We start from the raw sequence: 12,384 nt of genomic DNA, 5'->3' as shown, positions 1-12,384 counted from the left end.
ATTATTTGCCTCCTTCCACAGATTTCTTCGTAGGAAGAACTTCACCACGGTAGATCCATACTTTAACGCCTAATTTACCGTAAGTAGTGTCAGCTTCTGCGTGTGCATAGTCGATGTCAGCACGTAGAGTATGAAGTGGAACAGTTCCTTCACTATAGTGTTCAGCACGCGCGATATCAGCGCCACCTAAACGACCAGATACTTGTGTTTTAATTCCTTTTGCACCAGCACGAATTGTGCGTTGGATCGCTTGCTTTTGCGCACGACGGAATGATACACGGTTTTCTAATTGACGAGCGATGTTTTCAGCTACTAGACGAGCGTCAAGATCAGCACGTTTGATTTCGATAATGTTGATGTGTACACGTTTACCAGTTAAATCGCTAAGGTATTTACGAAGGTTTTCAACTTCAGAACCACCTTTACCGATTACCATACCTGGTTTCGCAGTGTGAATTGTAATGTTTACACGGTTTGCAGCGCGTTCGATTTCTACTTTAGAAACAGAAGCGTCTTTAAGAGCCGTTTCAATATATTTACGCACTTTGATGTCTTCGTGAAGTAGAGTTGCATAGTCTTTTTCAGCGTACCATTTTGACTCCCAGTCACGAATAATACCAACGCGCAGTCCTATTGGATGTACTTTTTGACCCACGGATTAACCCTCCTTCTTCTCAGATACCACTAGAGTAATGTGGCTTGTGCGTTTGTTAATTGCGCTTGCACGTCCTTGTGCACGTGGACGGAAACGTTTTAATGTTGGACCTTCATCAACGAAAACTTCAGAAACTACTAAAGAGTTGATGTCAAGATCGTAGTTATGCTCAGCGTTAGCAACTGCAGATTTTAATACTTTTTCAACGACTGGAGACGCCGCTTTTGGAGTATGACGTAAAATTGCAACTGCCTCACCAACTTGCTTGCCTCGGATTAAGTCTACAACTAGGCGTACTTTACGAGGAGCAATGCGAACAGTACGAGCGATAGCTTTAGCTTGTGTCATTAGGATTTACCTCCTCTCAAAATTAGCGTCTTGTTTTCTTGTCGTCTGCACCGTGACCTTTGTAAGCACGTGTCGGTGCGAACTCACCAAGTTTGTGGCCAACCATATCTTCTGTTACGTATACAGGAACGTGTTTACGTCCATCATAAACAGCAATCGTTAAACCGATGAAGTTCGGGAAGATTGTAGAACGGCGTGACCAAGTTTTAATAACTTGTTTTTTCTCAGAAGCCTCTTGCGCCTCCACTTTTTTCATTAAGTGGTCATCGACAAAAGGTCCTTTTTTCAAGCTGCGACCCATGTAGGAACCTCCCTCCGTGATTCCACCACGGCTCTCACATAGAACCGTAGTTTAACCACTTTATTTTTTACGACTACGGATGATGAATTTATCCGATTTGTTTTTCTTCTTGCGAGTTTTGTAACCAAGTGCTGGTTTACCCCAAGGAGTCATTGGTGATTTACGTCCGATTGGAGAACGTCCTTCACCACCACCGTGTGGGTGATCGTTAGGGTTCATTACAGAACCACGAACTTCTGGGCGTTTACCTAACCAACGGCTACGACCTGCTTTACCGATGTGTACTAGTTCGTGTTGTTCGTTACCAACTTGACCGATTGTAGCGCGGCAAGTAGCTAACACTAAACGTACTTCACCAGATTGTAGACGAACGATTACGTATTTGTCTTCACGACCAAGTACTTGAGCAGAAGTACCTGCAGAACGTACTAATTGTCCACCTTTACCAGGTTTTAACTCGATGTTATGGATTGTAGTACCCATTGGAATGTTTGCTAATGGTAATGCGTTACCTACTTTAATATCAGCATCTGGACCAGATACGATTGTTTGACCAACCTCTAGACCTTTTGGTGCTAAGATGTAAGCTTTTGCTCCATCAGCGTAGTTGATTAATGCGATATTCGCAGAACGGTTTGGATCATATTCGATAGTAGCAACTTTAGCCGGAATGCCATCTTTTACACGTTTGAAATCGATAACACGGTATTGCTTCTTATGTCCACCGCCATGATGACGAACAGTGATTTTACCTTGGTTATTACGACCAGCTTTGCGTTTAGTTGGTTCAAGCAATGATTTCTCAGGCTTGTTAGTTGTAATTTCCGCAAAGTCTAAAGACGTCATATTACGACGACCATTAGAGGTAGGTTTATACTTTTTAATCGCCATTGTGTTTCCCTCCTTCTTGATTGTTCAAATCATAAATCCATAAAGGATTACATTTCGAATAATTCGATTTCTTTGCTATCAGCAGTTAATTTAACAATCGCTTTACGACGTTTGTTAGTGTAACCACCGTAACGGCCTACGCGTTTGAATTTACCTTTGTAGTTAAGAACGTTTACTTTCTCAACTGTTACACCAAAGATTTCTTCTACAGCGTCTTTTACTTGAGTTTTGTTAGCGCGAGTGTCTACTTCGAAAGTATACTTTTTCTCTGCCATAAGTTCTGAAGAACGCTCAGTAATGACCGGACGTTTTAAAATATCACGTGCTTCCATTATCCAAGCACCTCCTCAACTTTTTCTACTGCAGATTTTGTGAATACAACTTTTTCATGACCTAAAAGATCAAGAACATTGATTCCATTTGCAGTTAAAACTGTTACACCAGGGATGTTACGAGCAGATAATGCTACGTTTTCATCTAGGTCAGCAGTTACGAATAAAGATTTTTTCTCTAAAGAAAGATCTTTAAGGATTTTTGTGAATTCTTTTGTTTTTGGTGCTGCTAATGTAAGAGCATCAAGAACTAAGAAGTTTTGTTCTACTACTTTAGCTGATAAAGCTGATTTAAGAGCTAAGCGGCGAACTTTTTTAGGTAATTTATAAGAGTAGCTACGTGGAGTTGGACCGAATACGATACCACCACCGCGCCATTGTGGAGAACGGATAGAACCTTGACGAGCACGACCAGTTCCTTTTTGACGCCATGGTTTACGACCACCACCAGCAACTTCAGAACGGTTTTTAACCTTGTGATTACCTTGACGAAGAGAAGCGCGTTGTGCTACTACAGCGTCGAATAATACTGCTTCATTTGGCTCGATTCCAAAAATCGCATCGTTTAATTCGATTTCACCAACTGAAGCACCTGTTTGACTAAGTACAGATACTTTTGTCATTCCTGTTTCCTCCTTTCCTTAGGTGATTACTTAGCTTTAATTGCAGTTTTAACTGTAACTAGAGCTTTTTTAGAACCAGGAACATTACCTTTAACAAGTAGTAAGTTACGTTCCGCATCAACTTTCACGATTTCTAAGTTTTGGATTGTAACTACAGTGCCACCCATTTGACCAGGTAATTTCTTTTGTTTGAATACGCGGTTCGGAGCAACTGGACCCATTGAACCAGGACGACGGTGGTAACGAGAACCGTGGGCCATAGGACCACGAGATTGACCATGGCGTTTAATTACACCTTGGAAACCTTTACCTTTAGTAACACCTGTTACATCAATTACATCGCCTTCTGCGAAAATTTCTACTTTGACTTCTTGACCAACTTCGTATTCTTCAACGTTTACGTTGCGGAATTCACGGATGAAGCGCTTAGGAGCAGTGTTCGCTTTTGCTACGTGACCTTGTTCTGGTTTGTTAGAAAGCTTAACACGCTTGTCTTCAAAACCAACTTGGATTGCTTCGTAGCCGTCTGTTTCAACAGTTTTCTTTTGAAGTACTACGTTTGGAGCAGCTTCGATAACTGTTACCGGGATTAAATCGCCGTTTTCAGCGAAAACTTGTGTCATACCAATTTTTCTACCTAAGATTCCTTTAGCCATTTGTCACACCTCCTGTAAGTTTTAAAAAAGTTATATTTTTTTACCATTAAAGTTTGATTTCGATATCAACGCCAGATGGTAAATCAAGTTTCATTAACGCATCAACAGTTTGTGGTGTTGGGTTAACGATATCGATCAGACGTTTATGCGTACGCATTTCGAATTGTTCACGAGAATCTTTGTACTTGTGAACCGCACGAAGAATTGTGTACACAGACTTCTCAGTTGGAAGTGGAATCGGACCTGATACACTTGCACCTGAACGTTTTGCAGTTTCCACAATTTTCTCAGCAGACTGATCTAAAATACGGTGATCATACGCTTTTAAACGAATACGAATCTTTTGTTTTGCCATTATTTTCCCTCCTTCTCGCCTATTTTCTAGACATTCTCCACGAAAATTTTCCCACACACCGCCATGGCAAAGCGGCCGGGTGTGTCGGCAACCTCTCGTTTCATCGCAGTCAAAGACCAACATTCAACATTATACACAATAAAAAAAGAATAAGCAAGGCTTTTCGCTAAATTCTTTTAAATGTTGCAGATATTCTTACTACTAATATTTCTCGCTTATCTAAGCCGTTTACTAGTATATAAAATTTCAATGTACTTTGCAACATATAAGGCAATTACACCAACGTTTTCGCACATTTCTAACAATTAAATAGTATCAATATATAAAAAAAGCAGTCTCTAATAGTTAGAGACCGCTCATACTATTACTTTATAAGAAGAACACACATGCAATCCAGCCAAATATAATAAGTGGGATGTTAATAAAAATGAACGTTGGTACACATGTATCCCAAATGTGATTATGCTGTCCATCTACATTTAAACCAGCAGTAGGTCCAAGAGTAGAATCTGAAGCAGGAGAGCCCGCATCACCTAAAGCACCTGCTGTACCTATTAGACAAATAATCGCCAAAGGACTCAATCCCAGCCCTTGTGCAAGAGGAACAAATAAAGTCGCGATAATTGGTACTGTCGCAAAGGAAGATCCGATTCCCATCGTCACAATTAAACCAATGACTAACATAATCAATATAGCTAGACTCGTATTCCCTTGAAGAATGTTTATCGAACCATTAATTAAGCTATCTATATGACCTGTGGCGTTAATAACAGATGCAAAGCCATTTGCCGCGATCATAACGAAACCAATAAAGGCCATCATCTTCATTCCTTCAGAAAGAATCTCATCTGCTTCTTTCCATTTAAGTGCACCAGTGAAATACATAATCATAATGCCTGCAAAAGCACCTACAATCATCGAATCAGTATAAATTTGTGCGCATAGAGAAATAATTAAAGCCACAGTCGTTGAGATAATAACAAACTTACTAACATTTACATTTAAAGACTCTGTCTCTACATCATTATTTTGATATTGTCGAGGCTTTCGGTAAACGAAAAAGGCTACACATAACCCAATTAGCATCCCTAGAACGGGTATAGCCATCGCTGCTGGTACATCACGTGAAGATACTTCCATACCAGCCTTAGATACTTGCATTGATACAATGTCTTGGAATATCGCTCCGAAGCCAGCAGGAACGAAACTATATGTCCCTATTAAACCAACAGCAATTAATGTTGCGATAATTCGTCGATCAACTTCTAGCATATTTAAAACTTTTAAGAGTGGCGGTATCAATAATGGGATAAAGGCGATATGAATTGGAATTAAATTTTGAGAGAAAATAGACATCATAAAGATTAGTAAGAAGATTAAAACCTTTACTAAACCTTTTCGATTACTTGTACCGTTTTTATTTAATATCTTTAAAATCCATGCAATCATTAATTCAGGAATTCCTGTTTTGGAAATGGCGATAGCAAAACCACCAAGCAACCCATAGCTTAAAGCAATCGTTGCGCCTGCCCCCAACCCTTCTGTAAATGATTTTACGGTTGCTTCTATACCCATGCCGCTTATTAGACCACCCGCAAAGGCCCCCAACACAAGAGAAAGAACAACATTGATACGGAGCAAGCTTAATATTAACATGACAGCTACTGCCACAATTACTGCGTTCATTTCAACACTCCACTTTCGTACACTAGATTACTAATACGTTAAACTTTAACTGTCTAACAATTGAAAGTCAAGATATTTTTATAGCCCTATAATAATCTTCTAAATTTTGACGACACAAAAAACAGTATGATCTTAAATAATCATACTGTTTTAGATTTCTTCCTATTATAATGATTCACGAATGACTTTTTTATAATAGCCAACGGACAGTATAGCGAAAATAGCGTATAACGCTATATAGCAGCTCATAGCAATCCATAATGGTGCAGTTAACTCTGAGCCGAATAAAAACCATCCTGACTTTACAGCAAAGTAACTATGGAGCAGCCCTATTATTAATGGAACACCAAAATTAAAGGCTTGTTTCATATATACACCTTTCATAATATCTTTTTCGGCGAAGCCAATCTTTCTTAATATCGTATAAGAGCCTCGCTCCTCTTCAGCTTCAGACATTTGCTTAAAGTATAAAATACTTCCAGTTGTCATTAAAAATGCTAAGCCTAAAAATGCTGCTGTAAATATCGTTATTCCTAATGTTTCGATATTCCCCTTACGTTGTTTTTCATAGGACTGTATATAGGATGGATTATAAACAACAGCCCCATTTTCTTTCACATGCGTACTCTCATCATATAATTTCTCCGCTAGAGCTAAGTCACTTTTATTCTTTAAGTTAATAGAGGTTTGTTTATACAACAAATCAAATACATTGTAAGTAGCTAATTCTTCAAACAATGCGTCTGGAACTACGAAAACCGGTCCTCCAGGCCCACCAGTTATAGTACCACTTATAATACTTTCATGCCGAACCTCTTTAACATGAAGCGTCTCTTTCTTAGTTTCCTCTGGTCCTCCTATAGTGACATCTACATCACGATCCTTTTCAAGCGGAAACATTTCTGCCATATAGCCACCATAGTTTGTTAAAATAACGTCGTAATCCGAAATGGAAGCTTCGGGAACTATTTGTTGATAATCAGAAAGTGGAATTGTAGTAATGCTTCCTTCTGCACCATAAAGGGGATTATCTGCATTTTGCTGACTTTCAGATAATAATTGTGAAAATGAAGCTAAAACACTCTGTGTTCGGTACTCTATTTTATCAAAGGCTATATTATTTTCTTCAAGTTCCTTTAAGAACTCCTGACCGTGATCTTCAAGTAAAATATAATCTGCAGGCACTTGGCTATATGACGACGAGCCTGTTGAATAATAAGCTATATATGCTAATGTTGTAACCCCAAGTGAAACACCCGTTAAAACCGTTATAAGCGTTAATGATTTCGCATTACCTTTCATGCGATGCATTATCGGTGTTAGTGCTAAAACATCACGCACAGTCAAATGTCCATTTTTCTTAAGACGAATTGAATTCATAATAAATGCTACAGAAAAACGGAAAACAAGGAACGTACCGCCAATGGTAGTTGCTAAAATAATAATCATATTAAGCGTTAAATTACCCTGAGAGTTAATATCGAAAAGCTTAGTTGATGCATAGTAGCCATATACAATAAATACAAGTCCTAAAAAACCAATAACCATTTGTAATGGGCTAAAACGTTTCACGCGCTCATCGGCTTGCTTAGAAGCACTGAATAATGATAGTAATGATACGCGATATATCATCCAAGCCATTTGCACGAGTACAATGACTAGTAGAATGGCAAATACTACGATAGACTTCTGTAAAGCCTCTGTACTAAATGTCATCGTCACAAGTGTCTCTTTTTCTAGTACCCGTAGTAAAATCATGGCAAATAAACGCGAACTAAAGAACCCTACAAGCATACCTATAACGACCGCACCGACAAATAATAGGATACTTTCTACCGCTAACAAGCGAACGATAAGCCCCTTTGTCATTCCTATTAGCTGATACAAGCCTATTTCCTTACTGCGACGCTTCATAAATAGATGATTTGCATAAAGTACGAAAAACAAAACAATAAAGTACAGCATATAGGTTGCCGCAGCAAAACCCGCTGTGGCCGTACCGCTCTCCTCTACTGTAGCCAGCACTTCAGCATTATTTTGCAATGTCACAAAAGAAAAATATAAAGTAACACTAAAAATAAGTGCGAAAAAATATAAATAATAATGCTTCATATTTTTCTTCATACTGCGCAATACGAGTTTACTAAGACTCATAGCCGTCACCGCCTAGCACACTTTGCGTATGCATGATTTCTTGGAAAAATGCCTGTCTCGTTTTATCTCCTTTATATAGCTCACTATAAATGAGTCCGTCCTTTAAAAATAAAACACGTGTACAAAAACTCGCTGCTACTGCATCGTGCGTAACCATCATAATCGTTGCTTTTTTTGACTCATTAATACTTTGTAGATTTTTTAAAAGTGCAGTAGCTGATTTTGAGTCAAGTGCGCCTGTAGGTTCATCAGCGAATACAAGCGACGGATTCGTAATTAGTGCACGCGCTGCTGATGTACGTTGCTTTTGACCACCCGATATTTCATTTGGATATTTATTTAAAATTTCCGTAATACCTAATAAATGAGTAAGCTCTTTTAAGCGACTCTCTGCCACAGCCTTTGGTAGCCGACCAATAGCTAATGGTAGTAAAATATTTTCTTTTACCGTTAGCGTATCTAATAAATTATAATCTTGGAATATGAATCCTAATTGTTCACGACGGAAATTAGCTAATGCCTTCTCCTTCATACCACGTAAGTTTTGACCATTTATTTCAATAACACCTTCTGTAGCAAAGTCAATCGAACACAAAACATTTAAAAGTGTTGTCTTCCCAGAGCCTGAAGGTCCCATAATACCAACAAATTCACCTTTATTAACTTCTAAATCAATACCCTTTAATACCTCTTGGGCTGTTGATTTTTTGCCATATACTTTTTTTACTTTACGACCAATTAAAACTGCCACTTGTAAACGCCCCTTTCTATAGTTCAAGTGTACCCTGTCTACGTCGCCAATTCGTGTGTTTTACATGACAATATAAAAAGGTAGGTGACAATTTCGTCATCTACCTGTTAGTTTGACATATTCATTTTGTAATGGAAAACGTAATGTAAATATCGAGCCTTCACCTACACTAGATTGGACAGTAATACGGACGCCGATTTTCTGTGCCACGTTATGCGCTAAGTATAGACCCATACCTGTCGATTGGGCAGACTCTCTACCGGCTGTCCCAGTATACGACTTATGAAAGATTCGAGGTAAATCCTCCTTACGAATGCCAATACCCGCGTCTTTTATATGTAGTAATGTTGCTCCAGTAGCATCTACTTCCGTAAAAATCAGTACCTCTGAATTTGCAGGACTATATTTAATCGCATTGGACAGAATTTGTCGGATTATAAAGCCTAGCCATTTTCCATCTGTCATCACTGTCACTGTTAACGCTTCAACATCGAAACCAATACCTTTTTCAATACACCATGCTTGCATAGCTCTTATTTCCTTATAGACCACAGTTCTTAGCTCGATCTCTGTCAAATAATTATCTTTTTCAATAGAAGCTAAACGTGTTTGGTGTAGCTGCTGATCGACTAATAAATGTAGTCTTAACCACTCCGTCTCTAATTTACGACGTAGTGTCAAATCTTCTACGTGATCCAGCATTAAATTAATTGAAGTTAAAGGCGCCTTAACCTCATGAACCCACGCTAGCAGTTCATCGGAATATTCTTGAAGCTGTACCTTCGCTTGATTTAACTCTGTATTCTTGTCATAAAATACATCTTCAATTTTCGTTAAGTATGCTACTTGAAAAGGTGATAACATCATACTTTTGCTATGCACAGCATCGAGTTGACTTTCCACATTTCCCAGGAAATCCTTTAACTGTCTTACTTCTAGTTTATATCGCCAAAAAAGAAAGATCATAAAACTAATAAGCACACTAGTATTCATATACCAAATAGATATTCCCTCTAAACCAGCGTCTAAAGAAAATAAAACATTGATCATAACGATGATAAAAGCAAAAAAGCCTATCCAAGCGAGGCGTTCTCTTAAAAATAAAATTAGCATTGTTACTCACTTCCCTTGTGTTACAGCCATATAACCAAGTCCCTTTTTAGTTAAAATTGCTTCTTGTAAACCTATATCCTCAAGTTTACTACGTAACCGATTAACATTTACCGACAATGTATTATCATTAACAAAACGCTCATCATCCCATAACTTTCTCATTAAATCATCTCTTGAAACTATTTGATCGGCCTTCTCCACTAAAATACGTAAAATAAAGAGCTCATTTTTAGTTAGCGAGGCAAGGTTACCCTCATACATTATTTCACTGCGTGCATAGTCAATGATTGCACCATTAAACCGTGTAACATCCATAGATTCTTCTATATAATCATATGTACGACGTAAAATGGCTTGTACCTTTGCCAGTAATACTTCCATATGGAAAGGCTTTTGTACAAAGTCATCCGCCCCCATTTGCATTGCCATGACCATATCCATTGGGTGGTCTCGTGAAGATAGAAAGAGAATTGGCACCTTTGAGATATGACGTATTTCGCGACACCAATGAAAACCATCATAGGCTGGAAGCTGAATGTCAATCAATACAAGCTGTGGCTTTTGTTCAATAAAATCATCCATTACCTTTTGAAAATCTTTTGGACCCACAACCTGAAGCGACCACTGTGCAAAGCGTGTCTGAATCATTTCGAAAATTGATGGATCGTCTTCAATTAGCAATATTTTCATTTCCATATGCAAATTCTCCTTCCATGAAATGTTCTTATGTATTAAATAAGCTAATCATCATAACGTGAGGTTGATTTCCGCTCCGACCGGGCGCTTTCCTGGGGGCGTCCGATGAGCCGCTTTGCTCGCTCCAGAGTCTCATCCGTGACGCTGATCCCCGAGGAGTCGCCCAGCCTCCACTCCAACCAATTTATATATATCATACGTTTTCAATAAATATTATCCTAACTTTTTAAAGATGAATTATTAAACGGTTAATAGTAATTAAAAGGGGTGCGATTCTATACTCTACATGCTACATTGCCTTTCAATTTCAACTTCTTTAAGCAGCTGGCCAAACATCCGTTGAAAGAAGTTAAAACTTCCGGCGGATGTCTCTGGTACTAGCTTTCACCTCTAGCGGTTTCGTAAAAAATCGATATTTCTACTTCTTTTTGATATTTCACCCATTATGTATACATAAAATAATCTAATTCAACTAATATTACCAAATATTCTTTACATATTTTAACACAAAAAAAACCAATCTGTAAGCGTCCCTACAGATTGGTTTAAAAAATTAGCTTGCGCTAAAATTATTTTTGGATAGAAGCAACTACACCAGCGCCTACAGTACGGCCACCCTCACGGATAGAGAATTTAGTACCTTCTTCAAGAGCGATTGGAGCGATAAGTTCTACTGTCATTTCGATGTTATCGCCAGGCATTACCATTTCAACGCCTTCTGGTAAGTTACAGATACCTGTTACGTCAGTTGTACGGAAGTAGAACTGAGGACGGTAGTTAGAGAAGAATGGAGTATGACGGCCACCCTCTTCTTTTGATAAAACATAAACTTCAGCTTTGAAGTTAGTGTGTGGAGTGATTGAGCCTGGTTTAGCTAATACTTGACCACGTTGGATTTCTTCACGAGCTACACCACGAAGTAAAGCACCGATGTTGTCACCAGCTTCAGCGTAGTCTAATAATTTACGGAACATTTCTACACCAGTTACAGTTGTAGATTTAGCTTCTTCAGTGATACCGATGATTTCAACAACGTCACCAACTTTAACTTGACCACGTTCAACACGGCCAGTTGCAACTGTACCACGACCAGTGATAGAGAATACGTCCTCTACTGGCATCATGAATGGTTTGTCAGTTTGACGTTCTGGAGTTGGGATGTAAGCATCTACAGCGTCCATTAATTCAACGATTTTTTCTTCCCATTCTGCTTCACCTTCAAGAGCTTTAAGAGCAGAACCTTTGATTACAGGAAGATCATCACCTGGGAAGTCATATTCAGAAAGTAGGTCACGGATTTCCATTTCTACTAATTCTAATAATTCTTCGTCGTCTACCATATCACATTTGTTCATGAATACTACTAAGTATGGAACACCTACTTGACGAGATAAAAGGATGTGTTCACGAGTTTGTGGCATTGGGCCGTCAGCAGCAGATACTACTAAGATACCGCCGTCCATTTGAGCAGCACCAGTGATCATGTTTTTAACATAGTCAGCGTGTCCTGGGCAGTCAACGTGTGCATAGTGACGAGTTGTAGTTTCATACTCTACGTGAGAAGTATTGATTGTGATACCACGTTCTTTTTCTTCTGGAGCGTTATCGATATCAGCGTATGATTTAGCTTCCCCACCCATTTTTTTAGAAAGAACTGTTGCGATAGCAGCAGTTAAAGTAGTTTTACCATGGTCAACGTGTCCGATTGTACCAATGTTAGCATGCGTTTTTGAACGGTCGAATTTTTCTTTAGCCATTAGAGATTGCCTCCTCAAAATTATATGTTTATATTTTTTAAAAATTTATAGAATGATTGCTGATGG

General features: G+C 38.7%; 14 protein-coding genes. All 14 read right to left on the bottom strand.

The features are described from left to right. Position 1 precedes the first annotated feature (1 nt). Positions 2-655, bottom strand: a complete 654-nt coding sequence (gene rpsC / locus PVA17_RS01420) for a 30S ribosomal protein S3 (RefSeq protein WP_049662850.1) — start codon at positions 653-655, stop codon at positions 2-4. Positions 656-658: 3 nt separating this feature from the next. Next, on the bottom strand, positions 659-1,003 hold the full coding sequence (gene rplV / locus PVA17_RS01415; RefSeq protein ID WP_004233639.1) for a 50S ribosomal protein L22: 345 nt from the start codon (positions 1,001-1,003) through the stop codon (positions 659-661). A 22-nt stretch (positions 1,004-1,025) separates the two neighbouring features. After that, the gene (rpsS, locus tag PVA17_RS01410) at positions 1,026-1,304 is read right to left on the bottom strand and encodes a 30S ribosomal protein S19 (RefSeq protein WP_036151954.1); all 279 of its coding nucleotides are present in this window, start codon (positions 1,302-1,304) and stop codon (positions 1,026-1,028) included. Positions 1,305-1,364: 60 nt separating this feature from the next. Then, the gene (gene rplB, locus PVA17_RS01405; RefSeq protein ID WP_036124661.1) at positions 1,365-2,195 is read right to left on the bottom strand and encodes a 50S ribosomal protein L2; all 831 of its coding nucleotides are present in this window, start codon (positions 2,193-2,195) and stop codon (positions 1,365-1,367) included. A 47-nt stretch (positions 2,196-2,242) separates the two neighbouring features. Next, positions 2,243-2,527, bottom strand: coding sequence for a 50S ribosomal protein L23 (rplW, locus tag PVA17_RS01400; RefSeq protein ID WP_053482811.1), 285 nt, complete (start codon positions 2,525-2,527; stop codon positions 2,243-2,245). Next, positions 2,527-3,150: a 50S ribosomal protein L4 gene (gene rplD, locus PVA17_RS01395; protein WP_012296062.1), complete on the bottom strand. Its 624-nt coding sequence runs from the start codon at positions 3,148-3,150 to the stop codon at positions 2,527-2,529. Before rplD ends, rplW begins: the two co-directional genes overlap by 1 nt. A 26-nt stretch (positions 3,151-3,176) precedes the next feature. Beyond that, a complete protein-coding gene (rplC, locus tag PVA17_RS01390; protein ID WP_132362697.1) occupies positions 3,177-3,806 on the bottom strand; it encodes a 50S ribosomal protein L3 in 630 nt (209 codons plus the stop codon). Positions 3,807-3,852: 46 nt separating this feature from the next. Beyond that, positions 3,853-4,161 (bottom strand): 30S ribosomal protein S10, encoded by a 309-nt coding sequence (rpsJ, locus tag PVA17_RS01385; RefSeq protein WP_004233624.1) that lies wholly within the window; start codon positions 4,159-4,161, stop codon positions 3,853-3,855. Between the two features lie 369 nt (positions 4,162-4,530). Beyond that, complete coding sequence (locus PVA17_RS01380; protein ID WP_132362695.1) at positions 4,531-5,847, bottom strand: Na+/H+ antiporter family protein; 1,317 nt, start codon at positions 5,845-5,847, stop codon at positions 4,531-4,533. A gap of 165 nt (positions 5,848-6,012) precedes the next feature. Then, positions 6,013-8,001 (bottom strand): FtsX-like permease family protein, encoded by a 1,989-nt coding sequence (locus PVA17_RS01375; protein ID WP_132362693.1) that lies wholly within the window; start codon positions 7,999-8,001, stop codon positions 6,013-6,015. Next, positions 7,991-8,752 carry an ABC transporter ATP-binding protein gene (locus tag PVA17_RS01370; RefSeq protein WP_132362691.1) on the bottom strand — a complete coding sequence of 254 codons (762 nt, stop codon included), beginning with the start codon at positions 8,750-8,752 and terminating at the stop codon, positions 7,991-7,993. Before PVA17_RS01370 ends, PVA17_RS01375 begins: the two co-directional genes overlap by 11 nt. Before the next feature lie 96 nt (positions 8,753-8,848). After that, on the bottom strand, positions 8,849-9,865 hold the full coding sequence (locus PVA17_RS01365; protein WP_132362689.1) for a sensor histidine kinase: 1,017 nt from the start codon (positions 9,863-9,865) through the stop codon (positions 8,849-8,851). A 6-nt stretch (positions 9,866-9,871) separates the two neighbouring features. After that, on the bottom strand, positions 9,872-10,561 hold the full coding sequence (locus PVA17_RS01360; protein WP_132362687.1) for a response regulator transcription factor: 690 nt from the start codon (positions 10,559-10,561) through the stop codon (positions 9,872-9,874). Positions 10,562-11,130: 569 nt separating this feature from the next. Then, positions 11,131-12,318 (bottom strand): elongation factor Tu, encoded by a 1,188-nt coding sequence (gene tuf, locus PVA17_RS01355; RefSeq protein ID WP_132362685.1) that lies wholly within the window; start codon positions 12,316-12,318, stop codon positions 11,131-11,133. Between the last annotated feature and the right edge of the window lie 66 nt (positions 12,319-12,384).

This window comes from Lysinibacillus sp. CNPSo 3705 (assembly GCF_028674935.1).
In the GTDB taxonomy this organism is placed as follows: domain Bacteria; phylum Bacillota; class Bacilli; order Bacillales_A; family Planococcaceae; genus Lysinibacillus.
This window is presented reverse-complemented; position numbering and strand designations above follow the sequence as displayed.

Excerpts from the sequence above, each read along its gene's own strand:
- rplV (WP_004233639.1), bottom strand. The coding sequence starts at position 1,003 with ATGACACAAGCTAAAGCTATCGCTCGTACTGTTCGCATTGCTCCTCGT.
- rpsS (WP_036151954.1), bottom strand. The coding sequence starts at position 1,304 with ATGGGTCGCAGCTTGAAAAAAGGACCTTTTGTCGATGACCACTTAATG.
- rplB (WP_036124661.1), bottom strand. The coding sequence starts at position 2,195 with ATGGCGATTAAAAAGTATAAACCTACCTCTAATGGTCGTCGTAATATG.
- rplW (WP_053482811.1), bottom strand. The coding sequence starts at position 2,527 with ATGGAAGCACGTGATATTTTAAAACGTCCGGTCATTACTGAGCGTTCT.
- rplD (WP_012296062.1), bottom strand. The coding sequence starts at position 3,150 with ATGACAAAAGTATCTGTACTTAGTCAAACAGGTGCTTCAGTTGGTGAA.
- rplC (WP_132362697.1), bottom strand. The coding sequence starts at position 3,806 with ATGGCTAAAGGAATCTTAGGTAGAAAAATTGGTATGACACAAGTTTTC.
- rpsJ (WP_004233624.1), bottom strand. The coding sequence starts at position 4,161 with ATGGCAAAACAAAAGATTCGTATTCGTTTAAAAGCGTATGATCACCGT.
- PVA17_RS01380 (WP_132362695.1), bottom strand. The coding sequence starts at position 5,847 with ATGAACGCAGTAATTGTGGCAGTAGCTGTCATGTTAATATTAAGCTTG.
- PVA17_RS01375 (WP_132362693.1), bottom strand. The coding sequence starts at position 8,001 with ATGAGTCTTAGTAAACTCGTATTGCGCAGTATGAAGAAAAATATGAAG.
- PVA17_RS01365 (WP_132362689.1), bottom strand. The coding sequence starts at position 9,865 with ATGCTAATTTTATTTTTAAGAGAACGCCTCGCTTGGATAGGCTTTTTT.
- PVA17_RS01360 (WP_132362687.1), bottom strand. The coding sequence starts at position 10,561 with ATGGAAATGAAAATATTGCTAATTGAAGACGATCCATCAATTTTCGAA.
- tuf (WP_132362685.1), bottom strand. The coding sequence starts at position 12,318 with ATGGCTAAAGAAAAATTCGACCGTTCAAAAACGCATGCTAACATTGGT.